This window comes from Nocardia abscessus (assembly GCF_015477775.1).
Lineage (GTDB): Bacteria > Actinomycetota > Actinomycetes > Mycobacteriales > Mycobacteriaceae > Nocardia > Nocardia abscessus_A.
In genome coordinates, this window is sequence record NZ_JADLQO010000009.1 from 30,000 (window position 1) to 55,202 (window position 25,203).

20 protein-coding genes are annotated in these 25,203 nt (G+C 69.3%); 12 read left to right on the forward strand and 8 right to left on the reverse strand.

The window, feature by feature from the left end; translation table 11 throughout:
- The first annotated feature begins 17 nt into the window (after window positions 1-17).
- A complete protein-coding gene (locus IU450_RS22315) occupies window positions 18-2,312 on the forward strand; it encodes a molybdopterin-dependent oxidoreductase (protein ID WP_195151693.1) in 2,295 nt (764 codons plus the stop codon).
- On the opposite strand, the gene dnaE is transcribed toward IU450_RS22315, so the two are convergent.
- Entirely contained in the window at window positions 2,243-5,875 is a 3,633-nt protein-coding gene (gene dnaE, locus IU450_RS22320; RefSeq protein WP_195151694.1) for a DNA polymerase III subunit alpha, read from the reverse strand. The genes IU450_RS22315 and dnaE overlap by 70 nt on opposite strands.
- A 170-nt stretch (window positions 5,876-6,045) precedes the next feature.
- Between dnaE and IU450_RS22325 the strand changes: the two genes are divergently transcribed.
- The 8 genes from IU450_RS22325 to IU450_RS22360 all read left to right on the forward strand — a co-directional run bounded on the left by IU450_RS22325 (window position 6,046) and on the right by IU450_RS22360 (window position 13,409).
- Complete coding sequence (locus tag IU450_RS22325) at window positions 6,046-7,044, forward strand: LysR family transcriptional regulator (protein ID WP_195151695.1); 999 nt, start codon at window positions 6,046-6,048, stop codon at window positions 7,042-7,044.
- Window positions 7,041-7,703, forward strand: coding sequence for a transcriptional repressor LexA (lexA, locus tag IU450_RS22330; RefSeq protein ID WP_195151696.1), 663 nt, complete (start codon window positions 7,041-7,043; stop codon window positions 7,701-7,703). The genes IU450_RS22325 and lexA overlap by 4 nt, the downstream gene beginning before the upstream one ends.
- 71 nt (window positions 7,704-7,774) lie before the next feature.
- Window positions 7,775-8,746 (forward strand): NAD-dependent protein deacetylase, encoded by a 972-nt coding sequence (locus tag IU450_RS22335; RefSeq protein WP_195151697.1) that lies wholly within the window; start codon window positions 7,775-7,777, stop codon window positions 8,744-8,746.
- A 145-nt stretch (window positions 8,747-8,891) separates the two neighbouring features.
- Window positions 8,892-9,734: an ABC transporter permease gene (locus IU450_RS22340; protein WP_195151698.1), complete on the forward strand. Its 843-nt coding sequence runs from the start codon at window positions 8,892-8,894 to the stop codon at window positions 9,732-9,734.
- Window positions 9,735-10,463 carry an ABC transporter ATP-binding protein gene (locus tag IU450_RS22345; RefSeq protein ID WP_195151699.1) on the forward strand — a complete coding sequence of 243 codons (729 nt, stop codon included), beginning with the start codon at window positions 9,735-9,737 and terminating at the stop codon, window positions 10,461-10,463.
- Entirely contained in the window at window positions 10,460-12,049 is a 1,590-nt protein-coding gene (locus tag IU450_RS22350; protein WP_195151700.1) for an FAD-dependent oxidoreductase, read from the forward strand. The genes IU450_RS22345 and IU450_RS22350 overlap by 4 nt, the downstream gene beginning before the upstream one ends.
- Window positions 12,049-12,390, forward strand: coding sequence for a 4Fe-4S dicluster domain-containing protein (locus tag IU450_RS22355; RefSeq protein WP_195151701.1), 342 nt, complete (start codon window positions 12,049-12,051; stop codon window positions 12,388-12,390). Before IU450_RS22350 ends, IU450_RS22355 begins: the two co-directional genes overlap by 1 nt.
- A 17-nt stretch (window positions 12,391-12,407) precedes the next feature.
- On the forward strand, window positions 12,408-13,409 hold the full coding sequence (locus IU450_RS22360) for an ABC transporter substrate-binding protein (protein WP_195151702.1): 1,002 nt from the start codon (window positions 12,408-12,410) through the stop codon (window positions 13,407-13,409).
- A gap of 8 nt (window positions 13,410-13,417) precedes the next feature.
- Here the strand turns inward: IU450_RS22360 and IU450_RS22365 are convergent, their stop codons facing one another.
- Window positions 13,418-14,275, reverse strand: coding sequence for an aminoglycoside 6-adenylyltransferase (locus IU450_RS22365; protein ID WP_195151703.1), 858 nt, complete (start codon window positions 14,273-14,275; stop codon window positions 13,418-13,420).
- Window positions 14,276-14,392: 117 nt separating this feature from the next.
- Here IU450_RS22365 and IU450_RS22370 point away from each other — a divergent pair, with 117 nt between their 5' ends.
- The gene (locus tag IU450_RS22370; protein WP_324197769.1) at window positions 14,393-15,163 is read left to right on the forward strand and encodes a 2-phosphosulfolactate phosphatase; all 771 of its coding nucleotides are present in this window, start codon (window positions 14,393-14,395) and stop codon (window positions 15,161-15,163) included.
- An 18-nt stretch (window positions 15,164-15,181) separates the two neighbouring features.
- Here the strand turns inward: IU450_RS22370 and IU450_RS22375 are convergent, their stop codons facing one another.
- The 6 genes from IU450_RS22375 to thrS all read right to left on the reverse strand — a co-directional run bounded on the left by IU450_RS22375 (window position 15,182) and on the right by thrS (window position 21,795).
- Window positions 15,182-15,799 (reverse strand): TetR/AcrR family transcriptional regulator, encoded by a 618-nt coding sequence (locus tag IU450_RS22375; protein ID WP_324197770.1) that lies wholly within the window; start codon window positions 15,797-15,799, stop codon window positions 15,182-15,184.
- An 83-nt stretch (window positions 15,800-15,882) separates the two neighbouring features.
- Window positions 15,883-17,400 (reverse strand): flavin-containing monooxygenase, encoded by a 1,518-nt coding sequence (locus IU450_RS22380; RefSeq protein ID WP_195151705.1) that lies wholly within the window; start codon window positions 17,398-17,400, stop codon window positions 15,883-15,885.
- The gene (locus IU450_RS22385; RefSeq protein WP_195151706.1) at window positions 17,397-18,254 is read right to left on the reverse strand and encodes an SDR family NAD(P)-dependent oxidoreductase; all 858 of its coding nucleotides are present in this window, start codon (window positions 18,252-18,254) and stop codon (window positions 17,397-17,399) included. Before IU450_RS22385 ends, IU450_RS22380 begins: the two co-directional genes overlap by 4 nt.
- Window positions 18,238-19,143 carry an alpha/beta fold hydrolase gene (locus IU450_RS22390; protein ID WP_195151707.1) on the reverse strand — a complete coding sequence of 302 codons (906 nt, stop codon included), beginning with the start codon at window positions 19,141-19,143 and terminating at the stop codon, window positions 18,238-18,240. The genes IU450_RS22385 and IU450_RS22390 overlap by 17 nt, the downstream gene beginning before the upstream one ends.
- Window positions 19,140-20,483 (reverse strand): cytochrome P450, encoded by a 1,344-nt coding sequence (locus IU450_RS22395; protein ID WP_195151708.1) that lies wholly within the window; start codon window positions 20,481-20,483, stop codon window positions 19,140-19,142. Before IU450_RS22395 ends, IU450_RS22390 begins: the two co-directional genes overlap by 4 nt.
- A gap of 73 nt (window positions 20,484-20,556) precedes the next feature.
- On the reverse strand, window positions 20,557-21,795 hold the full coding sequence (gene thrS / locus IU450_RS22400) for a threonine--tRNA ligase (protein ID WP_195151709.1): 1,239 nt from the start codon (window positions 21,793-21,795) through the stop codon (window positions 20,557-20,559).
- Between the two features lie 285 nt (window positions 21,796-22,080).
- Here thrS and IU450_RS22405 point away from each other — a divergent pair, with 285 nt between their 5' ends.
- Together IU450_RS22405 and IU450_RS22410 are read left to right on the forward strand one after the other, a co-directional pair.
- Window positions 22,081-23,370, forward strand: a complete 1,290-nt coding sequence (locus IU450_RS22405) for an ABC transporter substrate-binding protein (protein ID WP_228834956.1) — start codon at window positions 22,081-22,083, stop codon at window positions 23,368-23,370.
- Entirely contained in the window at window positions 23,367-25,181 is a 1,815-nt protein-coding gene (locus IU450_RS22410; protein ID WP_195151710.1) for a carbohydrate ABC transporter permease, read from the forward strand. Before IU450_RS22405 ends, IU450_RS22410 begins: the two co-directional genes overlap by 4 nt.
- Window positions 25,182-25,203: the final 22 nt, after the last annotated feature.

Below are 25,203 nucleotides of genomic sequence, written 5' to 3' on the forward strand. Positions count from 1 at the left end.
GCGGTTACGGTGGGCCGGTGACCACGCATCTGACTCATTGGGGCGCGTTCGAGGCGGACAGCGACGGCGAACGGCTCACGGAGGTCCGGCCGTGGCGTGGTGATCCGGAACCGACGCCGCTGATCGAGAACGTAGCGTCGGCGCAGCATCATCCGACTCGGATCGACCAGCCGTACGTTCGCCGAGGTTGGCTGGAGAACGGGCCGGGCCCCGGTCCGCGCGGTTCGGAATCGTTTGTCGCGGTGTCGTGGGAGCGGGCGTTGGACCTGCTGGCCGGCGAGCTCCGGCGGGTGTACCAGCGGTACGGTGCGGAGTCGGTTTACGGCGGCTCGTACGGTTGGGCCAGCGCGGGACGCTTTCATCATGCGCAGAGTCAGCTGCACCGGTTCCTCAACTGTCTCGGCGGCTATGTCCGGCATGTGAACAGCTACAGTCTGGGCACGTCGACAGTGTTCCTGCCGTATGTCATCGGCGATATCGGCTGGGTGACGCAACGAGCGACGGCCAAGGCGGTGCTGGCGGAACACTCGGAGCTGGTGGTGGCTTTCGGCGGTCTGTCGCCGAAGAACGCGGCCGTGTCGCCGGGCGGCGTCTCGCGGCACAACACACGCGGCTGGATCGCGGCGGCGCGGGTGCGCGGCTGCCGGTTCGTGTCGATCAGTCCGCTGCGCGACGACACCCCGCCCGAAGGCGACGCCGAATGGATCGCCCCGTTACCGGGAACCGACGTGGCGTTGATGCTGGCGCTCGCGCAGGTGCTGGACGCGGAAGGCTTGACGGACCAGAAGTTCCTGCGCGAGTACACGGTCGGTTTCGACCGCTTCGCGGCGTACCTGCGTGGCACGGTGGACGGCGTCGCGAAGGATCCGGAGTGGGCTGCGGCGATCACCGGTGTGCCCGCGGGCCGTATCCGGGCGTTGGCGCGCGAGATGGCCGCCGTGCGGACGCTGGTGACGGTGAGCTGGTCACTACAGCGTGCGCAGCATGGTGAGCAGCCGTTGTGGGCGGGTGTGGCGCTCGCGGCGATGCTGGGGCAGATCGGGCTGCCCGGCGGCGGGTTCGGGCACGGCTACGGCTCGGCGGCGAGCGTGGGGGAACCGGCCCGTGTGCCGGTACCGCGACTTCCGCAGGGGCGCAACGGCATCGATGTCTTCATACCGGTCGCGCGGATCGCGGATATGCTGCTGAATCCCGGTATGCCCTACCGGTACGACGGCCGGGAATTGGTGTATCCGGATGTACGGTTGGTGTATTGGTGCGGCGGAAATCCGTTCCATCACCATCAGGACCTGGCCCGTTTGCGTGCGGCGTTCGCGCGGCCGGACACGGTCGTGGTGCACGATGCGTTCTGGACGGCTACCGCGCGGCACGCCGATATCGTGCTGCCGTCGACGATGTCCATCGAGCGTGACGACTACGGCGTGGGTGAGGGCGACAGGGTGTTCTTTCCCATGAAGGCGCTGACCCGTCCGCGTGCGCAGGCGCGCGACGACTACTCGATTTTCGCCGCGGTGGCCGATCGGCTCGATGTCGGTACCGAGTTCACCGAGGGGCGCCGCGCCGGTGAGTGGCTGCGGCATCTGTACGAGCAGTGGCGGGTCACGCAGTCACGGGCGGGCCACGAGCTGCCGGATTTCGACACGTTCTGGGCGGGCGAGAGCCTCGAGCTCCCGGTGCCCGATCCGCGGCAGGTGCTGGCCGCGGATTTCCGGGCCGCACCGGGCCGGTACCCGCTCACCACGCCCAGCGGGAAGATCGAGATATTCTCCGCGACCATAGCCGGTTTCGGATATGCCGATTGCCCGGGGCATCCGGTGTGGTTGGAGCCGGCGGAGCGACTCGGTGGTCCGGCGGCAGAGCGGTACCCGTTGCAGCTGGTGGCGAATCAGCCGCGGACCAAGCTGCACAGCCAGCTCGATGTGGGGGCCTACAGCCGGTCGGTCAAAATCCGGGGGCGGGAGCCGATTCGGATGCATCCTTCGGACGCCGCCGCCCGTGGTCTGCGTGCCGGTGCGATCGTGCGGGTTTTCAACGAGCGGGGTAGTTGTCTGGCGGGACTGGTGGTGGACGACGGTGTGCGGGCCGGTGTCGTGCAGCTGTCCACCGGGGCGTGGTACGACCCCGACCCGGTCGACCCGACGTTCTGCCGTCACGGCAATCCGAACGTGCTCATCGCCGACCGCCCCTCCTCCACGCTCAGTCAGGGGTGCGCCGGGCAACTCGCGCTGGTGGAGGTCGAGCGCTATGCGGGTCCGATCGCGGAGGTTGACGTGATGCGCCCGCCCCGGACAGATGATGTGCCCGGACCGTAGGCACCGTTCACCGCGGTTACCGTTGATCCCGCCGCGACCGCGGCGGGGCCCAGGAGCGCTTTGAGGTCGCCGAGCAGTCCGGAGGAGAGGTGGACGCGCAACGCGGGATCGAGGCCGTAGCGGGCCGGGCCGGTTCGGGCGTGGTACAGGATCTGTACTTCGGTGTTTCCCGGATGACGTTGCAGGATCTCGCGCAGGGCCCGCACGTTGTCGCGGGTGCAGGTGTCGGTTCGCAGCGAGAGCGTCAGCGGCGTGCCGCCTGCTCGGGCGAGTTCGGGCACGGTGAGCGCGTCGGCGATCAGTGACCGGCGGCCGTCGCGGATGTCGACGCGTGCGGTGACGAGCACGACGGCGTCCTCGATCAGCGTGGTGGCCGCTCGGGCGTAGGCGGCGGGGAAGAACAGGATTTCGGTGCTCGCGTCGAGGTCTTCCAGGCGCACGACCGCCCACGGGTCGCCTTTTTTGGTGATCCGGCGTTCGACTTGGGCGATCATGCCGCCGAGCGCGACGGTTCGGCCGTGCGGCACCGAGCCCGCGAGGACGGTGGCGATCGGGGCGTCGACGGCGGCCGCGAGCGCACCGGCGACGTCGTCGAGCGGGTGCCCGGATACATACAGTCCCAGCATTTCCCGTTCGAAGGCGAGCAGTTGCGGCTTCTCCCATTCTTCGTCGGGGACGGCGATGTGGAAGACGGACGCGGTTTCGTCCTCGGCGTCGTCTGCGGCGAACAAGTCGAATTGGCCGCGTGCGGCGGCCTTCTTGACGCCGAGCGCGGCCTCGATCGCGTCGTCGTGGATGCGGTGCAGGCCTTTGCGCCGATGGCCGAGGGAGTCGAACGCGCCTGCTTTGATGAGTGATTCGGTCACCTTTTTGCTGCACGCGGTGGCGTCGACGCGATCGAGATAGTCGGAGAAGGTCGTGAACGGCCCACCGGTGTCGCGGGCGCGGGTGATCGCTTCGACCACCGGGCCGCCGACGTTGCGGATGGCGCCGAGGCCGAAGCGTATGTCGGTGCCGACGCTGGTGAACGTGGCGGCGGAGGAGTTGACGTCGGGAGGCCGGACGCGGATGCCGCGTTTGCGGCAGTCGGCCAGGTAGAGGGCGGATTTGTCTTTGTCGTCGCCGATGGAGGTGAGCAACGCGGCCATGAATTCCGCCGGGTGGTTGGCCTTGAGGTAGGCGGTCCAGTACATGATGAGGCTGTAGCCCGCGGCGTGTGACTTGTTGTAGGCGTAGCCCGCGAACGGCAGCACGGCTTCCCACAGCGCGGTGACGGCGGCGTCGCTGTATCCGTTGCCGCGCATGCCGTTGCGGAAGTTCTCGAATTCCATGGCCAGGACTTCCGGTTTCTTCTTGCCCATGGCTCGCCGCAGCAGGTCGGCCTGTCCGAGGCTGTAGCCGGCGACGTGCTGGGCGATCTGCATGATCTGTTCCTGGTAGACGATCAGCGCGTAGGTTTCGCCGAGAATGTCGCGCAGCGGTTCGTCGAGTTCGGGGTGGATGGGGGTGATGGCTTCGCGGCCGTTCTTGCGGTCGGCGTAGGCCCAGTGCGCGCCGACGCCCATGGGTCCGGGCCGGTAGAGGGCGTTGGAGGCGACGAGGTCGTTGAATTCGGTGGGGGCCATCCGCAGCAGCAGTTCGCGCATTCCGGTCGAATCCATTTGGAAGACGCCGAGGTTGTCGCCGCGGGCGAGCATGGCGTAGGTGTTCGGGTCGGTGTGGGTGAGGGTGTCGAGGTCGATGTCGAGGCCGCGGTTGGCGCGGATGTTGTCGAGGCAGTCGCCGATCACGGTGAGTGTCCGCAGGCCGAGGAAGTCCATCTTCAGCAGGCCGATGGCCTCGCAGGACGGGTAGTCCCAGCCGGTGATCAGCGCGCCGTCCTGCGGTCGTCGCCACAGCGGGACGACGTCGATGAGCGGCTCGCTGGACATGATGACGGCGCACGCGTGGACGCCGGCGCCGCGCACCATGCCCTCCAGTCCGGCGGCGGTGTCGTAGATGCGCCGGATGTCGGGGTCGGATTCGATCAGGGCGCGAACTTCTGCGGCTTCGGCGTAGCGTTCGTGAGCGGGATCCATGATGCCCGCGACGGAGATGTCCTTGGCCGCGATCGCGGGTGGCAGAGCCTTGGTGATTCGGTCGGCAACGGCGAAACCGGCTTGGCCGTAGTTGACGCGGGCCGCGTCCTTGATGGCGGCTTTGGTCTTGATCGTGCCGAAGGTGATGACCTGCGCGACGCGGTCGGCACCCCAGCGGTCGGTGGCGTAGCGGATCATCTCGCCGCGGCGGCGGTCGTCGAAGTCGATGTCGATGTCGGGTGCGGAGGGGCGTTCGGGGTTGAGGAACCGTTCGAACAGCAGTCCGTGTTCGATGGGGTCGATGTTGGTGATGGCGAGGGCGTAGGCGACCAGTGACCCGGCGGCCGAGCCGCGTCCGGGTCCGACGCGGATGCCGACCGCGCGGGCGTGCGCGACGAGATCGCCGACCACGAGGAAGTAGGCCGGGAATCCTTTGTCGCGGATGATGTCCAGTTCGTAGGCGGCGCGGTCGCGGTAGGTGTCGGGGACGGTGCCGGGGAATCGCCTGCGCAGTCCGGCGTCGACTTCGTGGCGCAGCCAGCTGTCCTCGGTGTGTCCGTCGGGGACGGGGAAGACCGGCATCCGGTCGCGGAATCGCCAGATCTCGTCGTAGGGTTCGATCCGTTCGGCGATCGCGAGGGTGGCGTCGCAGGCGCCGGGGACTTCGTCGTCCCAGAGGGCGCGCATTTCCGCGGCGGATTTGAGGTGGTAGCCGTTGCCGCCGAAGCGGAAACGCGTAGGGTCCGACAGCGTCTTGCCGGTTTGCACGCAGAGCATCGCCTCGTGCGCGGCGGCCTGGCCCGGTAGGACGTAGTGGCAGTCGTTGGTGGCCAGTGGCGGGATGCCGGTCTTGTCGCCGATGGTGAGCAGGTCTTCGCGCACGCGGCGTTCGATGCTCAGGCCGTGGTCCATCAGTTCGAGGAAGAAGTTGTCGGGGCCGAAGATCTCGCGCCAGCGTCCCGCCGCTTCGTAGGCGTCGTCGAACTGTCCGAGCCGCAGCCTGGTCTGCACTTCACCGGAGGGGCAGCCGGTGGTGGCGATGATGCCGTCGGCGTGTGCGGCGATGAGTTCGGCGTCCATGCGCGGCCACTTGCCCAGTTGTCCTTCGATCGAGGCGAGGGAGGAGAGTTCGAAGAGGTTGCGCAGGCCGGTGGCGTCGCGCGCGAACATGGTCATATGCAGATATGCGCCGGAACCGGATACGTCGTCGGCGCGCTGACCGGGCTCGCCCCAGAAGACGCGGCGGGTGGAGAGCCGGGATTCCGGGGCGACGTAGGCCTCGATCCCGATGATCGGTGTGATGCCCGTTTTGCTTGCGTGGGTGAAGAATTCGGCGGCTCCGAACATGTTGCCGTGGTCGGTCATGCCGACGGCGGGCATGCCGAGTCGTTCGGCTTCGGCGAAGAGGGGGCCGATTTTCGCCATGCCGTCGAGCATCGAGAACTCGGTGTGGTTGTGCAGGTGGACGAAGGACGCGGTGCTCATTCGGTTCCCCTCGGCTATCTCTGGACCTACCGATCGAATGGACATCGAATGGTTGTAGGTTGGTCGCTGTCCGATCGTGATTTCTGGTTCATATGACCAGCGCAGATCGCGAATGTCGAACAAGTGACACCACGGTCGGGACAACGGTTGGTTGTCGATGGAGGTGATCTGTGGAGCTGGATCTCGCGGCGTTGCGCGCGTTCGTCGCGGTGGTGGAGGAGCAGCAGTTCGGCCACGCCGCGGCCGTGCTGGGAATCAGTCAGCAGGCGGTGTCCAAGCGCATCGCGAAGCTCGAATCGCAGCTCGGGGCGGAACTTCTCGAACGTGGGCCCGCCGGCAGTGTGCCGACCGGCGCCGGTGGTCGGTTGCTGCCGCACGCGCGGTCGCTGCTGGCGGGCGTCGAGGCCGCGGTGCGGGCGGTGCGCGCGGAGGTGCGGCCGTTGCGGGTAGCGGTGCTGGGCAAGCGTATGGCCGCGACGGAGTTGATGGAGTTCTATCTCGCGCGTCATCCGCACTGCGACACCGAGGTGGTGATCTCGAACATGATCACGACTTCGCGGGAGGCGTTGCGCAGCGGCATCGTCGACGCGGCCCTTGCTCGCGCGTACGGCGGCCCGGTGACGTTGCCTGATGACATCGTCGCCGCTCCGGCGTATCTGGAGCCGTTGTATCTGCTGGTGGGTAAGGATCATCCGTTCGCGGGACGGTCGACGATCGCGTTGCGTGAGATCGCCGGGCATCCGGTGTGGGTGCCGGGGGCGGCCGTGCCGTCGGAGTGGGCGGACTTCTATCGAGATCTGAGCGCGTTCAGTGGGATTCCCGTCGATACCAGGGGCCCGTTGCTGAATTTGGGGGAGATCGTCGAACGCATCGCGCATTCGTCATCGCTGACGACCTTCACCGGAGACGGAGGCCAGACGCCGTGGCATCCGAATGTGCGGCGCTTGATGATCGTCGATCCCACACCGGCCTATCCGCTGGCGCTGTTGTGGTCGGCGGGTAACCGGCATCCGGGACTGCGGCATCTGATCGCGCACGTCGCCGACAACTACAACCGGGACACCGCCGCCTCCTGCTGGGTTCCCGAACGCGATCGGGAGCTGTTCGCGGTGCCGGGCGCCGCGCCCGATCCGGATCGTCCGCCCGTGCCTCTACCATTCCCCAGGTGACCGGATACGACCAGCTCGACGCGTTCGAGCACCTCGATACCTCGACGTTGCCGCCGCGACAGCAGCGGATTCTCGCCACGATTCGGGACTGGGTCCTCCGGCACGGGTATCCGCCGAACACGCGCGAGATCGGTGACGCGGTGGGTCTGCGATCGGCGTCGTCGGTGTCCAAGCATCTCAAGAGCCTGGAGGAGCGCGGTTTTCTACGGCGCAGCCGAACGGTGTCGCGTCCGATCGACGTGCGGATGTTCTTGCAGCCGTCCGCGCGGCGGGAGACCGCGGACGACGCGGTGGCGGTGCCGGTGGTCGGCGATATCGCGGCGGGCGCTCCGATCCTGGCCGAGGAGCACGCCGAGGACACGATGACGTTGCCGCGTGAGCTGGTCGGGCGGGGCACGGTATTCGGGCTGCGGGTGCGCGGCGATTCGATGATCGAGGCGGCCATCTGCGACGGCGACATCGTGGTGGTACGCAAGCAGCACGAGGCGCATTCCGGCGAGATCGTGGCGGCGATGATCGACGGGGAGGCGACGGTGAAGGTGTACCGGCGGCGCAACGGTCATGTGTTTCTGGAGCCGCGCAACCCGGCCTACGCGGTGCTCGACGGCGACGAAGCGGTTGTGCTCGGCAAGGTCGTGTCGGTGATGCGGCGGGTCTGACCTGGTTGAACTCGCGCGGCGCGGAGTGCCCGGGGCGGCTTTCCCGCGACGAGCGCCGTACCCTGAACACCATGTCGGACGTTGCGCGGATGCCTCCCGGGGCCGGGTTCGAGCAGTTGGTGCGCTTGCTCACCGGGCGCCGGGTGGTCGCGTTGACCGGCGCCGGGATCTCGACCGACAGCGGGATCCCGGACTATCGCGGTCCGTCCTCGCCGCCGCGCAATCCGATGACCTATCAGCAGTTCGTCGGCGATCCGGTGTTCCGGCAGCGGTACTGGGCGCGTAATCACGTCGGCTGGCGGCGCATGGACGGGTCGCGCCCCAATCCCGGGCATCGCGCGCTGGCGCGGCTGGAGCGCATGGGGGTGGTCAGCGGGCTGATCACCCAGAACGTGGACCTGCTGCACACCAAGGCGGGGCATCGGCGCGTGATCGACCTGCACGGCACCTACGCGCGGGTGCGTTGCCTGGGCTGCGCGGCCCTGGTCTCGCGGATGTCGCTGGCCGATCGGCTGGAGGCGGTCAATCCGGGCTTCGCGGCGGCCGCGATGACCGACGGGCTCGAGGTGGCGCCCGACGCCGACGCGGTGGTCACCGACACCGGCGGTTTCCGGATGGTCGACTGCGTGCACTGCGGTGGGATGCTGAAACCGGACATCGTCTATTTCGGGGAGAACGTGCCCAAGGAGCGCGTCGCGGCGGCGTACGAGCTCGTCGACGCCGCGGACGCGCTGTTGGTCGCCGGGTCGTCGCTGACCGTGATGTCCGGGCTGCGATTCGTGCGGCACGCCGCGAAACGCGGCCGTCCCGTGGTCATCGTCAATCGCGGTCGCACGCGCGGCGACGAGCTGGCGGCGCTCACGCTGGACGCGGGGTGCTCGACCGTGCTGCCCGCCCTCGCCGAGCGGCTGGTCGAAACCGGCATCAAGGTAACGGTTCCGGGCCGCGAAGCCGGGATGGCCGAATCCGCTCGGCGCGACGCACTCGACCGGGACGACCGGTCGGGCAAAATCCGAGCCCAGGCAGCGACTCGGCGCGCGTAGCCCGCATCGTTGCTGATGGGGGCGGTGATGAGCACACAGGTGGTGCCGCGCACGGGTTCAGGATCGTACTGATCGCAATCATTCTGTGAACCGGCCGCGCGCCTTACTGTTCCGGACAGTACTTCTCGTGTGAGGACCGTGTCCGATGACGTTGCAGTTGGATCCGACCACATCTGCGCCCCCTTCCCCTCCGGCCGAGGCGACCGCCGAAAGCCCGGCTCCGTTCACCCGCAGACTGTTCGGCCTGGCTCGGGCCTCCTCCGGACTGATTCTGGCGGTGATCATCTGGCAGCTGGGCGCCCGTTCCTGGCTCGGCACGACCACGCCCGCGCCGACGGAGGTGCTCGAGGCCGGGTGGGAGCTGATCCGCTCGGGTGAGCTGTGGCAGCATCTGGCCGCCTCCGGGCGGCGGGTGGCGGTCGGGTTGACGATCGGCATCGGCATCGGCCTGGTGTGTGGCGTGGCGGCCGGTTTGTTCCGGCTCGCCGAGGATCTGGTGAACGGCCCGTTGCAGGCGTTGCGGATGCTGCCGACGCTGGCGCTGGTCCCGGTGTTCATCATCTGGTTCGGCATCGGTGATTCGTTCAAGATCGCGCTGATCATCGTCGCGCCCATCTTCCCGATCTACCTGAACGTGCTGGCCGGTATCCGCGGGGTGGACCGGCGTCTGGTGGAGGCGGCGGAATCACTGGGGCTCAACCGGTTCGAGCTGACCACGAAGATCATCCTGCCCGGCGCGTTGCCGCAGATCTTCGTCGGACTGCGGCAGGCGCTGGGCATCGGCTGGCTCACCTTGGTCGTCGCGGAGATGCAGACGACGCCGGTCGGTCTCGGCTTCTTGATGAACGATGCCAAGGAGTTCCTGCGGACCGACCAGATCTTCCTGGTTCTGGTGATCTACGCGGTTCTGGGTTTGCTCACCGATCTGTTCGTGCGTGTGCTGGAACACCGGTTCCTGTCCTGGCGCACCGGATACGAGGGGAAGTAGATGACCGCCACCATCGGGACCGGTGTCCGTATTCGCGGCGCGGCGCGCGCCTTCGGCGGCCGCACGGTACTGCGCGAGGTCGACCTGGATATCGCGCCGGGTGAATTCGTCGCCCTGCTCGGCGCCAGTGGCTCGGGCAAGAGCACGCTGTTGCGCGGGATCGGCGGCCTTGACCGCGGGTTCAGCGGATCGTTCGAGGTGCCCGGATCGAAGGCGATCGTGTTCCAGGAGCACCGGCTCATTCCCTGGAGCAATGTGTGGCGCAACGTGGTTCTCGGTGTGGACGGCGCTACCAAGACGCGTGCGCTGACGGCGCTGGAGGAAGTGGGACTCACCGCGAAGGCGGATGCGTGGCCCGCGACGCTGTCCGGCGGTGAGGCCCAGCGTGTGGCGCTGGCCAGAGCGCTGGTGCGCAATCCGGAGCTGCTGTTGCTCGACGAGCCGTTCGGCGCCCTCGACGCGCTGACCCGATTGAAGGTGCAGGCTCTGGTGGCTCGCCTGTGGACGCTGCACCGGCAGTCGGTGCTGCTGGTGACCCACGACGTGGAAGAGGCGCTGCTGCTGGCCGACCGCGCGCTGGTGCTGCGTGACGGCCGCATCGCCGAATCCTTCGACATCACCGTCGCGCGCCCGCGTTCGGTGGTCGATCCCGAATTCTCCGCACTCCGCCGCCGGCTGCTGCTCGCACTCGGCGTGAATCCCGAGGCACCGACAGGAGCAGACGTATGAGTGAACCGTTGCAGATCAGCACGGATGTCTTGGTGATCGGCGGCGGGCCTGCCGCCTGCTGGGCCGCGATCCATGCCCGTGAGGCCGGCGCCGAGGTGACACTGGTGGACAAAGGCTACTGCGGTACCAGCGGCGCTACCGCCCCTTCGGGCACCGGCGTGTGGTACGTCGCGCCGGAGGCGACCGCGCGGGCGAACGCGAAGGCCAGCCGGGAGGCGCTCGGCGGGCATCTGGCCGACCACTACTGGATGGACCGGGTGCTCGATCAGACCTACGCGAACATGAATCGGCTCGCGGTCGAGGGACGGTACCCGTTTCCTGTCGATCCCGGTACCGGTGAGCAGATCCGTACCGGCGTGCAGGGCCCGGAGTACATGCGCCGGATGCGGGCGTGGGTGAAGCGGATCGGGGTGCGCATCCTCGACCACTCGCCCGCGCTGGAGTTGTTGGTCGACGACGACGGCGTGGTGCGCGGCGCCGCGGGCTACCAGCGCCAGGCCGACCGGGATTACCGTGTCGTGGCCGGGGCGGTGGTTCTCGCGACAGGTGGCTGCGCGTTCCTGTCCCGGGCGCTGGGCACCAATGTCGACACCGGTGACGGTGCGCTGATGGCGGCCGAGGTGGGCGCTCGCTTCTCGGGTATGGAGTTCTCCAACGCGTACGCGATCGTGCCGAAGGGCTCGACTATCACCAAGACCGCCTACTACGGTTACGCGACCTTCTTCCACGAGGACGGGCGGGTGCTCGAGGGCGCGGGCTCGACCAAGGGTCGTTCGGTGATCGCGCGGACGCTGTTGCGGGAGAAGGTGTTCGCGCAGCTCGATCGGGCCGACGCGACCGTTCAGGCGCAGATGCGGCTGGGACAGCCGAACTTCTTCCTGCAGTTCGACCGGCGCGGCATCGACCCGTTCACCGACCGGTTCGAGGTGGACCTGCTGGCCGAGGGCACCGTCCGCGGCACCGGCGGTATCGATGTCGTGGACGACGACTGCGCCACCACGGTTCCTGGCCTGTACGCGGCGGGTGACGCGGCGACCAGGGAGCGGATCTGCGGTGGATTCACCGGTGGCGGCAGCCACAATTCGGCGTGGGCGATGTCGTCGGGCAGTTGGGCCGGTCGCGGCGCGGCGGCGTTCGCGGTGCGTTCGGCGCGCGGCGTGAGTGCGGCTCTGCGCGGTGCCGGGCGCACCGGGTTGCGGCCGGACAACGCCGAGTCGGTGCGGGCCGGGGACGTGGTCGAAGCCGCGCAGCACGAGCTGATTCCGTTCGAGAAGAACTACCTGCGCCACGGCGACCGGATCCGGCCCGCGCTGGCGCGGTTGGACAGTGTGTGGGAGGACGCGGCTCGCGGGCTGGGTGGCGGCACCGGGGAGGAGCGTGTGCGGGCCAGGCAGGCCGCCGCGATCACCGCTGTGGGCCGCCTGATGTACCGCTCGACCCTGGCTCGCACCGAGACGCGCGGGATGAGCAAACGCGTCGATCATCCTGATCTGGACCCGCGCCAGCACCACCACATTCTGTCCGGCGGGCTCGACGAGGTGTGGACCGCGACGGCCGCGGCGACCGAGACACGGGCGGTGGCGTGATGATCGAGATCCTGCGCGGGGGCGACTGCATCGCCTGCGACAAGTGCGTGGACGTGTGCCCCACGAACGTCTTCGACCGCACCGACAGCGGCATCCCGGTGATCGCGCGGCAGTCCGACTGCCAGACCTGCTTCATGTGCGAGGCGTATTGCCCCACCGACGCGCTGTATGTCGACCCGGAATCGACTCCGCTGGCCGATCACGACGCGGTGTGCGACGACCATATCGGCCGGTACCGCGAGGAACTCGGCTGGGGCCGCGGCCGCAAGCCCGGCAGTCTCGTCGCGGTGGGGCCGCGTCTTCCGCACGGCGCTCCGCCGCCGCGGCTGTCCGAACTGTGAAACAACGAAAGCGAATCATGCGCACTCTCAGGCTGATCGTGCCTGCCGTCGTGTCCGCGCTGCTGCTGGCTGTCGCCGGCTGCGGGTCCGACGATGCGGGCTCGGCGTCCCGCGCCGAGATCAAGACCCTCCGGATCGGCACCATCGGCACCGGTAACGTGCTGACGGGTCCGGTCGGCTTCGCCCATCAGCGCGGCGCCCTGCTGCCCGCGCTGAAGCCGCTGGGGGTGAACGACATCGAGGTCTACAGCTTCCCCAACGGCCCCGACCTGAACCAGGCGCTGGTCGGTGGCCGCCTCGACGTCGCCACCTACGGTGATACGCCCGCCCTGGTCGCGCGGGGCAGCGGGTTGAAGACGCGACTGCTGGCCATCGCGGCGGTCAACTACAACGCCGGTGTGGTGGCCAAGGATCCGGCGATCCGGACGCTGAAGGATCTGGCGGGCAAGAAGGTCGGTGTGCAGTCCGGTTCGTACATCGATCGCTACCTGCAGGGTGCGTTGAAGGCGGAGGGGATTCAGGCCCAGCTGGTTCATCTGCTCGCCACCGACGCGGAAGCCCCGCTCAACGGTGGTGATATCGCGGCGGTCGCGCTGCCGGATGTGAACCCGTCGTCGTTCTTCCAATCGTTCCTGGCCAAGGGCTTCCACCAGGTCGACTCGATTCACGACAATCATCCCGATCTCGCGGGGACCAGCTCCTCGGTGAGCAGCCAGGAGTTCCTCGACAGCCATCCCGATTTCGGCCGCGCGTGGCAGTCGGTGCTCGTGGAGGCCAACCGGTACGCGAAAGAGCATTGGGACGACTACGTGAACTACGAGGTCTCCCAGTCGAAGTCGCCGGAATCCGCGGTGCGTGCCACAGCGCGTCCGGGATACATCCCCGACGAGATCTTCGCGCCGATCGGCGTGCAGTTGCTGACCGGGACCAAGCAGTTCCTGGTGGATCAGAAGAAGATCCGGGAGGACTTCAGCCTGGAGGAGTGGTTCTACCGGCCGGATCGGCCCGAGCAGAGCTGAAGCGCGGGTCAGTCGATGGATGCGTCGGGCCGGGCGGTGCTGATCCGCTCGGCGTCGGCGAGCACCCTATCGCGCAGATCCAATTCCGGACAGTTGGTTTCGCGGCAGACATCGGCGGCGAGTGCGCTGAATGTGTGGGCGAGGGCATGGACTGCCGTGAGGATCTCGCGGCCGGTGTAGCGGGGGAAGAAGTCCGGTGGGGCGTCGCGGAATCGGAGGTCGAGCCACTCGTGGAGGTGATGGCCGTTGTGCCAGTGGTCGATGCGGCCGCCGGAGCGGGCGGTGGTGTGCCATTCGGCCATCGTCAGCAGCGATTCGCGCAGCTCGGCGAGGCGCAGCATCGCGGGCCACAGATCGCCGCGCGCGACGTAGACGGGGATCTGCGTGGCCTCGAACCAGAATTCGCGCTGGGTGGCCTCGATTTCGGCGGCGGTGGGCCGGGCCGGGGTGTGGCTGCCGGTGGCGGGCGGAAGGGCGGTGGTACTGCCGTCCTTGTCCAGCAGCACGCGGTAGCCGCGCTGATATAGCTCGTCCAGACCGTCGGCGATCAGGTCATCGAGCCGGCCGGGACCGGCCAGGGTGAAGTCGACTTTGCGGCCCTCGGCCAGGACCACCAGGCAGGTCGGCCAGTGCGGCTCGTCGTTGTCCAGGTGGATGTTCACCAGGACCGGGCCGATCGCGCGCAACCAGTCGTCGGCGCCGACGAACTCGCCGGTGCCGGGGCCGATGAGTTCGATGTCGAGATCGGAGAACTCGTCGACTCGGGTTCCGCGCGCCCGCGATCCGGTCTGGATCACCGCCGAGATGCCGGGGTGCGCGACGGCGAACTCGATGATCCGGTCGACGACGAGGTCGGCGTCCTCCATGCGTTCGGTTCCCTTCGAAGGAGCGTGTCCGGTGTGACCGTCATCCTTCCCATCGGGTAGCGGGGACGCCATAGATTTTCCAGATGATCGGAACGGCCGGTTGTGGGAGGGATGTGCGTGCAGGAGATCGCCGAGTGGGCGCGGCAGCGGCCTTGGGGTGTGGGGCTTGAGTGGGGTTCGGCGGGTGCGATGGCGCTCGGGCCGGGCAGCGCGTGCGTGGTCGTGGTCGACGTCCTGTCGTTCACGACGTCGGTGTCGGTGGCGGTGGAAGCCGGGACACGCGTGCTGCCCTATCCGTGGCGCGACGGTGGAGCCGCGCAGTTCGCGGCCCGCCGCGATGCGGCGCTGGCGGTGGGGCGGCGCGATGTCTCCGAGCGGCAGCCGTGGTCGCTGTCTCCGGCGGCGTTGCGGGCCGCGCCCGTCGCGGCGCGGCTCGTGTTGCCCTCACCCAATGGTTCGGCCATCGCCGCGGCCGTCAGCGGGGTGCCGGTGGTCGCGGCGTGCCTGCGCAACGCGAGCGCGGTCGCCCGCTGGATCGTCGAGCAGGGATGGGGCACCGTGCAGCGGCCGGTGGCGGTGATCGCCGCAGGCGAGCACTGGCCGGGCCGCGACGTCCTGCGGCCCGCGGTCGAGGATTGGCTCGGTGCGGGGGCGGTCGCCGCGGCGCTGGCGCGCGAGGGAGCCGGGCCGCTGTCGCCGGAGGCCGGCGCGGCCGCGACCACGTGGGAGGGGATCACCGACGTCGCGGCGTTGATCCGCGAATGCGCCTCCGGCCGGGAACTGGCCGACGGCGGATTCGCGCAGGATGTCGCGGTGGCCACCGAACTCGACGTGAGCTCGGTGGTGCCGGTGCTGACCGAGGGGGCGTTCGCCGACGCCGCCGGATGATCGTGGGCGCCGCGGCGGCTAGACGTGCGGGCCGACCAGCGCGATCGCGGATTCGACCGCCACGTCGACGATGCCCGCGATGTCGTCGCCGTCTTCCACGGTGGTGGCGATGAGTTCCCGGAAGCCGCCGAACAGGATGGTCGCCACCTGGCGCGACGGCGGACGCAGTCCGGCAGCGGCGAATTCCGTGGTGTCGACGAGCTTCTGGATCAGTGCGACGAACGCCTCGCCGACCTCGCGCTGCAACTGGCGCGCGTCGTCACCGAGGGAGGGCACGACACGGATCCAGCTGAGGGTGATGGACAGATCGTCCTGTGACGTGCGGATCCAGGCCTCGATGGCTTGGCGCACCTGGGTGCGCCACGGCATGTGCGGGTCGACCGCGGCCTCGATCTGCTGGATCGTCTCCTTGTTCCGCTCGGTCAGCAGGGCGATGAAGCAGTCCTGTTTGCTGGTGAAGTGCTCGTAGAAGGTGCGGCGGGAGGTGCGGGCGTGGCGGACCACATCGGCGACGGTCGAGTCCTGGTAACCGCGTTCGCGCACTGCGACGGCCATGCCGTCGAGGAGGCGGCGGCGAAACCCCGAATCCGGGCCGTCGTCGGCGGAGGTGCGGGATACGGGCTCGGCGCGTGTCACGAGAATCAGGTTAGTTACTCCGGTCGGCTTATCGCGTCCCGCCCGAGCCCCGCACCGGGACGCGGCCCCGCGCAGCAGCGCTGTCAAGCTGTGACCTGCTCGGAATCGTGTCCTGGTTCGGCGTGCCCGCTGCCGGTGGCGTCGTCGGACGGGGCGCCTCGGCGGGTGAAGCGGATGGTGCCGTCATCGATGCGGCCGTAGCGCAGCGCGATCACGTCGTGGCCGTAGCTCATTCCCAGCCGCCACGGGGACCGGGACCCCGCCTTGGGGAATCGGTCGATGTCGCGCAGCACATAACCGGCCTGGAAGTCCAGCAGCGGCGCGGGTGACACGGCGGGGTCGGGCCACGGTGTGATTTGCTGGTAGCCGCCTGCGTCCATGTGCCGCAGCAGGCGGCAGACGAATTCGCTGACCAGGTCGGCTTTCAGCGTCCAGGACGCGTTGGTGTAGCCGATGGTGAAAGCGAAGTTCGGCACTCCGCTGAGCATCATTCCCTTGTAGGCCATGGTGTCCGGCAGCGCGACCTGCTGCCCGTCGACGGTGAGCCGGATACCGCCGAGTGCGAGCAGACGCAGCCCGGTCGCGGTGACCACCACGTCGGCCTCGAGTTCGCGTCCGGACGCCAGGCGCAACCCGGTCGGGGTGAATCTATCGATGTGATCGGTGACCACGGTGGCGTGGCCGTGGCGGATCGCGCGGAACAGATCCCCGTCCGGTACCAGACACAGCCGTTGATCCCACGGCTGGTAGACCGGTTTGAAATGGGTGTCGACGTCGTAGCCGTCGGGCAATTGCCTGACGGTCAGGTCGCGGATGAATTTCCGCATCCGCTGGGGGCGTCGTCTGCTGAATTGGTAGATGAGGGTGCTGATCAGCACGTTCTTCCAGCGGACGATCGTGTATGCCCGCCGTGGTCCCAGCAGTCGGCGCAAGCGGTTCGCGACCGCGTCCTCGGCGGGGACGGGGAAGATGTAGGTCGGTGATCGCTGCAGCATCGTCACGTGTGCGGCGGTCTCGGCCATGGCCGGGACCAGGGTCACCGCGGTGGCGCCGCTGCCGATGACGACCACCCGTTTGCCCGTGTAGTCCAGCTCCTCGGGCCAGTGCTGTGGATGCACCAGGCGGCCGCGGAATTCGCCGAGGCCGGCGAATTGCGGCGTGTACCCCTCGTCGTAGCGGTAGTAACCGCTGCACACGAGCAGGAAATCGCAGGTGATCTCGCGGGTGGCGCCGTCGTGTTCGACGAGCACGGTCCAGCGTGACTCGCTGCTGGACCACGCCGCCGCCGTCACGCGGTGCCCGTACCGGATGAACCGGTCGATTCCGGCGTCGGCGGCGGTGTCGCGGATGTAGCGCAGGATCGCGGGACCGTCGGCGATGGCTCGGGCCTGGGTCCACGGACGGAAGCGGTAACCGAGGGTGTGCATGTCGGAGTCGGAGCGGACGCCGGGGTAGCGGAACAGATCCCAGGTGCCGCCGAGAGCGTCGCGTGCCTCGAGGATCGCGTAGGTGCGGTGGGGGAATGCCGCCTGCAGGTGGTGGGCCGCGCCGATGCCGGACAGCCCGGCGCCGACGATCAGGACGTCGAGATGTTCGCTCATGCCCGCGCTCCCGTCGTGTCGCGGGTGCGCAGGCTGCGTTCCAGCAGCGCGACCACGCCGTAGTAGTGGGTGGGTGTTATCCGGGCCAAGAGGTCGAACAGGTAGGCGTCGGGGCCGACCAGGATGCGGGACTTGCCGTGTTCGACGCCGCGGCAGATGATTTCGGCCGCTTTCTGTGGCGTGGTCAGGGTCAGCGCCTCGAATTCCGCCGCCATCTGCTCGTGCGTGCGCCCCCGGCCCTCGGGGTCCTTGCGGACGCGGGCGTTGCGGGCGATGTTGGTCTTGATGCCGCCGGGGTGGACGTTGACCGCGGACACCCCGGTGCCGCGCAGTTCCTGCCGCAGGGCGTCGGTGAATCCGCGCACGGCGAATTTCGCCGCGCAGTAGGCGCTCTGGTTGGGCATGCCGAGCAGCCCGAACACGCTCGAGGTGTTGACCACGACGCCGTGATCCTGCTCGACCAGGATGGGCAGGAACGCGCGGGTGCCGTTGACGACGCCGTCGAAATTGATCCGCCGCAGCCATTCATCGTCTTCGGGGACCGCGTCGAGCACCGAGGAGGACGTCGCGACGCCGGCGTTGTTGAACACCGCCGCCAGCGGCGCGGTCAGCCAGTCGCGGACTTCGTCGGCGAAGGCGAGCTGGTCGGCGGCGTCGCGCACGTCCAGGACGCGGGTGAGCACCGGGCCGGTCAGCGAGGCCGCGGTCTCTTTCAACCCGACCTGGTCGATATCGGCGATCGCGACGGGCGAGCCGCTGCGGGACAACAAGTGGGCGAGGCTGCGGCCGATTCCGGAGGCCGCGCCGGTGATCATGACCGGGCGGCCGGACAGCGGCCTACGGGTGCGGGGCATCGGTGCTCCTGCTTTCGGACGTGCGGATGTGTTCGTGGATGAGGTCGGCGAGCGTCGGCCACACCGCGGCGGGCAGGTCGTGGCCCATGCCCGCCAGCGTGCGCAGGCGAGCGCCCGCGATGGCGCGAGCGGTCGCGGCCGCGCCGGTCGGGGCGACCATGAGGTCCCGGTCGCCGTGCAGGACCAGTGTCGGCGCGGTGACCGCGCGCAGTTCGCCGGTCCGGTCGCCGGATTTGAGGATGCCCGCGAGCTGCCGGGCGACGCCCGCGGCGGGGGCGGGGTCACGGTCCCAGGTCATGGCCGCGGTCGCGCGCACCGCGGCCTCGTCGAACGGGTATCCGGCCGAGCGGATGTGCCGGTATATGCGCACGGTCCGATCGATGTGCTCGTCGCGGGTGCGGGCCGGTCGGCCGAACATCAACCGCCAGGTGGACCAGGCCGGGCGGCCGATCCCGGCGGCGCCGGTGGTGGACATGAGCGAGGTCAGGGACGCGACCCGGGAGGGGTGGCGGGCGGCGACGGTCTGGGCGATCATTCCGCCCATCGACATGCCGGCCAGATGCGCCGAAGGCAGGTCGAGCGCGTCGAGCAGGCCGACGGTGTCGGCGGCCAGATCGGCCAGCGTGTACTGGTCGGGATGCCAGCGCCTGCCCAGCATGGCCAGCGGTCCCGGTGGCGGGAAGCGGCAGTGCGTGGAGCGGCCGACGTCGCGATTGTCGAAACGGATGACGTGGTAGCCGCGTGCCGCCAGCAGCTCGCACAACCCCTGCGGCCAGTCGTGGAATTGCTGCCCCAGCCCGGAGATCAGCAGCAGCGGGACGCCGCCTTCGCCGTGCTGGGTGTAGGCGAGGGTGATGCCGCGGCCGACTTCGGCGAACTGCTCGGTCATGCCGTCACCTCGGCGGCGCGCTCCAGGGTGGGCGTGCTGTTGCGTGGTGCGCGGCGACGCACCACGGCACGGCCTTTCTTCGCCGGGACGAGGGCGACGCCGCGGAAGTGTGCGCGTTCGTCGCGGGCGTCGGTCGGTTCGAGGGTGAAGTCACGCAGCAGCGTGCGCAGCACGACGTTCATCTCCATCGTGGCGAACGCGGCGCCGATGCACCGGCGGCTGCCGCCGCCGAACGGGATCCAGCTGAACGTGCCGGGCCGGACACCGACGAATCGGTCGGGGTCGAAGACGCGGGCGTTCGGGAACAGCTCCTCGTTGTCGTGCATCAGGCGGATGCTGACCACGATCTTCTGCCCCTTCGGCAGCGTCCACCGGCCCAGCCGCAGCGATTCCGCCCGGACTTGGCGGGCCGTCGCGTCGATGACCGGACGCACCCGCTGCACCTCCAGCAGCGTCGCCTCGCGCAGCTGCGATCCACCGGCGTCGGCTTCGGCGACCAAGCGGCGCAGCACATCCGGGTGCCTGCGCAGTCGCTCGATCGTCCACGACAGGGTCGTCGCCGTCGTCTCGTGCCCCGCGGTGAGCAGGGTCAGCAGTTCGTCGGCGATCTCACCGCGCGACATGGCCGAGCCGTCGTCGTAGCGGGCTTGCAGCAGCATCGCCAGCACGTCGTCGCGTTCGTCGATCCGGTCGTCGGCCGCGCGGTCGATGAGCCGGCCGACGATGTCGTCGTAGCGGCGGCGGTAGGCCGCGAACCGAGCCCAGGGGCCGAACCGTCCCAGCGCCCGTTTTGGCACCGGAATCGCGGCGAGGGCCGATCCGACCAGGACCAGTTTCGGCAGCAGCTCGCGCAATTGCTCGAATTCGGCGCCCTCGGCGCCGAACACCGCGCGCAGGATCACGTTCAGCGTGATCCGCATCATCGAGTCCATCGTGGCGAACTCCTGCCCCGACGGCCACGTCGCCATCTCGCGGACCGTTTCCTCCTCGATCAGCGACTCGTACACGGTCAAGCGGCGGCCGTGGAACGGTGGGGTGAGCAGTTTGCGCTGCTTGCGGTGTTCGGCGCCGGTCAGCGCGAACAGCGATCCCGGCCCGAGGAATTCGCCGAGGTTGACGTCGATGTTGTCGACGACGTCGGTCCCCGCGGTGAACAGCGCTTTGATCTCCGCGGGGTCGGCGAGCACGACCGACCGCCCGAATCTGGGCATCTGGATGGTGAAGGCCGAGCCGTAGCGGGCGTGCATGCGCCGCCACGTGCGGGTGCGGCCGGTCAGGATCTGCATGCTCTGCACGATCGGCGGGGTGGATGGACCGTCTGGCAGTCTGACAGCGGGCATTCGCCCACCTCCTCGCGTGGTACTCCGATGTACCACTCGTACGGTACGCTCACGTACCACGATGTGACAAGGGTTACACCGGCCCTTCTTCGCCCGCGGCATCCCACAGGTCGACGCTGTGCGCGGCGAGAAGGCTCCCGACGCGGGCCAGCGCCTCGGCGACGGGCAGTGGGCCGAGTCGGCGGCCGTCGCGCAGCCGCAGCGCCACACCGTCGGTGGCGGCCTCCTGTGCGCCGATGACCGCCTGATACGGCACCAGGCGATGGTCGCGGATGCGTGCCCCGAGGCTGCCGCGATCCGGTGGCGAGACCACTACGCGCAGCCCGAGATCGCGGCAGCGCCGCTCGAACTCCGCGGCCGCCGCCTCCTGGGCATCGGTGACCGGCAGCACGACCAGCTGGACCGGCGCCAGCCATGCCGGGAACCGGCCGCCGTGACATTCGATCAGGTGGGCCACGGCTCGCTCGACGCTGCCGATGATGCTGCGGTGCACCATGACCGGCCGGTGCGCGGCGCCGTCGGCGCCGGTGTAGTGCAGGTCGAACTGCTCGGGCTGATGGAAATCGATCTGCACGGTGGACAGGGTGGACTCCCGTCCGGCGCTGTCGCGGACCTGCACGTCGATCTTGGGGCCGTAGAACGCCGCTTCGCCTTGCGCCGCCTCATAGGCCAGTCCCGAGTCGTCCAGGACCTCGGTGAGCACCGCGATCGAGCGCTCCCACATGCTCGGTGCGGCAACGTATTTCCCACCCGGCCCGGGCAGCGACAACCGGTAGCGGGCCGCGCGGATACCCAGCGCGGCGTAGGCGTCACCGATCATGGCCAGCGCCGCGGCGACCTCGGCGGTGACCTGATCGAGGGTGCAGAAGATGTGCGCGTCGTTGAGCTGGATCGCGCGCACCCGGGTCAATCCGCCCAGCACGCCGGAGAGTTCGGAGCGATACATGCCGCCCAGCTCGGCGATCCGCAGCGGCAGCTCGCGGTAACTGTGCGGGCGGGAGCGGAACAGCAGCGCGTGGTGCGGGCACAGACTCGGGCGCAACACCATCTGCTCGCCGCCGAGATCCATCGGCGGGAACATATCGTCGCGGTAATGCTGCCAGTGCCCGGAGATTTCGTAGAGCTCGCGCTTGCCGAGCACCGGCGAAGACACATGACGGTAGCCCGCGCGGCGTTCGGCGACGCGGATGTAGTCCTCCAGCGCCTGGCGTACGGCCGCGCCGTCGGGCAGCCAGAACGGTAGTCCCGCGCCGATCAGCGGGTCGGTGTCGAACAGATTCAGCGCACGGCCGAGGGTGTGATGGTCGGGCATGGTGGTCTCCTCGTGAACAGCGGGCGAGTGACCACAAGCCGAAGCCCCGGGGCACTCGCCCCGGGGCTTCGATGAAAGCGTCGATCAGCGCGCCGGGACGGATTCCGGCGTCGTCGTCACAGCAGCGCGCTTCACGCCGGCGACGTTAGCAGGCGCGGCGGCCGCGGCGCACGGGGAATTCCGCGGGCGGCGGCGAGCCGGTCGCGAAGATCGCCGAGTGCCCACCAGCGCGACGGATTTGACGCATAATCGAGTTCGATTGGCACGCAATGGCATCGGGGGACGATGGGGACGCGCAGAGCGCTGCTGCGAGCGGGAATGGTCCTGCCGCTGACCGCCGCGTGTGCGCCGGACCTGCTGCTGGGCAGCTCGGAGGCGGTGCGTGTCGGGGTGTCCTGGAGCGGATCGGAGCTGGCCGCCTTCCACGCCGTACTGGACGGACTGGATCTCGCCTACGACGTCGAAGTGATCCCCCTCGGGGACAACACCGACACCGCCTTCACCGCAGGGGGCCGGTCCGCCCCGGACGTGGTGCTGCTGCCGCAGGCCGGGCGGGTGCGGGAGCTGGCCCGGCGCGGCGAACTGCGGCCGATCCCCGAGACGGTGTGGACCGATGAACGCGGCGCCCGCTACGCCCAGCACTGGCAACTGTTGCTGCGCCACGAGGGCCGTGCGTTCGGTGTGCCGTTCAAAGCAGCCGACAAGTCACTGGTGTGGTTCGACCGTCAGCAGTTCGCCACCCACGGTCTGGGTGATCCGACGGGATGGACCCTGTCCGATTGGGTGGACCGGATGGAGGTCCTCGCACAGTCTCCGATCCGCCTGCTCGCCCTGGCCGCCGCCGACGGATGGGTGCTGACCGACTTCTTCGAAAACGTCCTGCTCGCCGAATCGCCGAGGTTCTACGACGACTTGGCCTCGAAGAGCAGTCGGGAATGGGACAACCCGGCAGTGCGGGCGGCCCTGAAACATCTGGGCATTCTGTGGGGACACCGGCACGCCTTCCCCGGAGGCGTCGGAGTCGCGTTGACCCGGCAGTTCTCCGACGCCGTGCGGGACGTGTTCCAGCATCGCCGCGCCGCGGCCGTCGTCGCCCCCGATTTCGCGGAACCGATCGTGCGCAGCGGGGTACGCGCGTCCGGCCGCGCGGTCCGGGACGTCGGTGTGGTGCCCTTCCCCGCGGTCACCGCCGTGTCGGGGCGGCCGAAGATCGTCGGCGGCGACGTGCTCGTCGTGACCCACGAAGCGAACCGTCGCGCGGAAGACCTGGTCGAGAAATTGGCCGGGGCCCGCGCCCCGCTGCCCTGGATCGAGCGCTACGGCGGCTTCCTCGCCCCGAACCTGCGCACCGAAGCGGAGTACTCGCCGCTGCTGGCGTCCTCGGCGCGTGAGCTGAACGCACGCAGCGCCTTCGACCTGTCCGACCGGATCGGCGCGGTGGGCGGACGGGCCGGATTGTGGCGGGCGCTGACCGAGTTCCTGATCGCGATCGGCGACGCAGCGCCGACACCGGTGGCCGAGGCCACCGACCGCGCTATCGCCGCGCTGGATGACTTCGAGCGGCGGCGCCGATGACGCCGCCGCCGGATTTCGAGGTCAACGGGCTGCGCATCGAGCTGGCCACCCGCCGCATGCGCGGACCGCTGGTCCCCGGCGGCCGGCCGCGGCGCTGGCTCGGCCGGCTCACCGGACTGCCCGCGGTGGTGCTGACGGTAGCCCTGCTGGTCCTGCCCGCCGCGTGGACCGTGGTCATCGCCACCCGGGCTCGCCCGGCGGAGGTGCTCGCGTGCGCGATCGTCGCGGTGAGCGCGCTCCTGCCTGCCGTGCTGCGCAGGCGGGCTGCGCCGCCACGGATACGGATCCCGCTCTGGCTGACGGCGATCGGTGGTACGGCCGGCGGCCTATGGTTGCTGGCCGGCACGATGAGCCCCGACGGGAAAGGCGCGTACCTGCGCACACTGTTGTGGGTGGCGTTCGCGGTCGGGCTACTGCTGCTGGCGTTGGCGATCGCCTGGTGGGGGCGGGCGGCGCGATGGCTGTGGCTACCGCTGATCGTGCCCTTCGGAGTGTCGGCGTTCGTGTCCGGCGTGGCGTTCCGGGTGATCTTCGGTTCCGGCGCACGATGGCTGGACATCGAGGACGCCGGGATCTACCGATGGTGGCTCGCGGCGATGCTGGGATCGGCGTTCCTGTGGACCTGGCTGGGTTTTCTCACCGCGCTGTTCCGGGCGGGAATCCATGCGATAGAAGCCGATCCGGCCCGCGCGGGATACCTCTATCGCGACGACGGCAGGCCGCTGGCGTTGCGGCTGTACGAGTTGCTGCGACCGGTGCTGCTGATCGCCGGGCTCGCGGTGGGGGTCGCGGCCGCACGTGTCTTCGACGTCGTGCTGATCGGGGTCCCCGGGGCACTGGAGTACCAGGTGGACAGCGCCACCGTGCACTGGTGGCGCCTGTCCGCCGACACCGAACCCGGCGCCGCGGCCGCCTACGCGCTACCGCTGGCGGTGCTCGTCGGCGCGGTCGCCTGGCTGCTGCAGGTGGACGTGCGCAGACATCGCGCGAGCTGGTCGGCGGTGCGCGCGATGACGGTGCCGGGGCGCCGCCGCATCGGCGCGGTGCGGGCGGCGGGCATCGGACTGGTCTCGGTGCTGGTGCTGTTCCCGATCGGGGTGCTCGCCTACACCGGCGTGCGTGGACACGACGGATTCGGATTCTCGGCCGTCGCTCTGGTGTGGGGCGACGACGGACTGTGGCGTTCGCTGCAGACCACCGCGTGGGTCGCGGGAATCGTGACGGTGGTCGTGGTGACCGCGGCGGCTCCGGTGGCCTACCGGCTGGCCGCGCTGCGCCCCGACGGCACCGCCGCGCGAGTAGCTGTGGTGGCGCTGGTGGTGCTGGCGGTGATCCCGGCGCAGACCTATCTCGGGCCGATCGATGGTCTCGTCGATACCTACGAACTGTCGGGGACGCGGATTCCGCTGATCCTCGTGCACGCCGCCGCCGGTTTGCCGATCGCCATCCTCGTGCTGCGCGGCGCGATGCTCGCCCCACCGGGCAGCGGCGCCGCCGACGCCCTGCACGGCCTGGCCAGCCCCGGCACCATCGCGCGGCGCTTGCTGGCCAGCTCGGGGCCCGCGCTGGGAGCGGTGGCGGTGCTCGAATTCGTCCAGGTGTGGAACGACTTCTTCATCGGCCTCGTCGTCAGCGGGGCAGGGGCCAGCCCGTGGTCGCTGCTGCTGTGGGGGGAGGCTCGGCAGTTCGGTGAGAACGCCGCACAAGTGGCCGCCGGATCGCTGGTCTCGGCCGTGCTGCCGGTGGCGCTGCTGCTGGCGACCTGGCGGCGCTGGGTGGTGCCGGGACTGACCGGGGGAGTGCTGCGGTGAGGCCGACCGAGCCGGCGCGGTC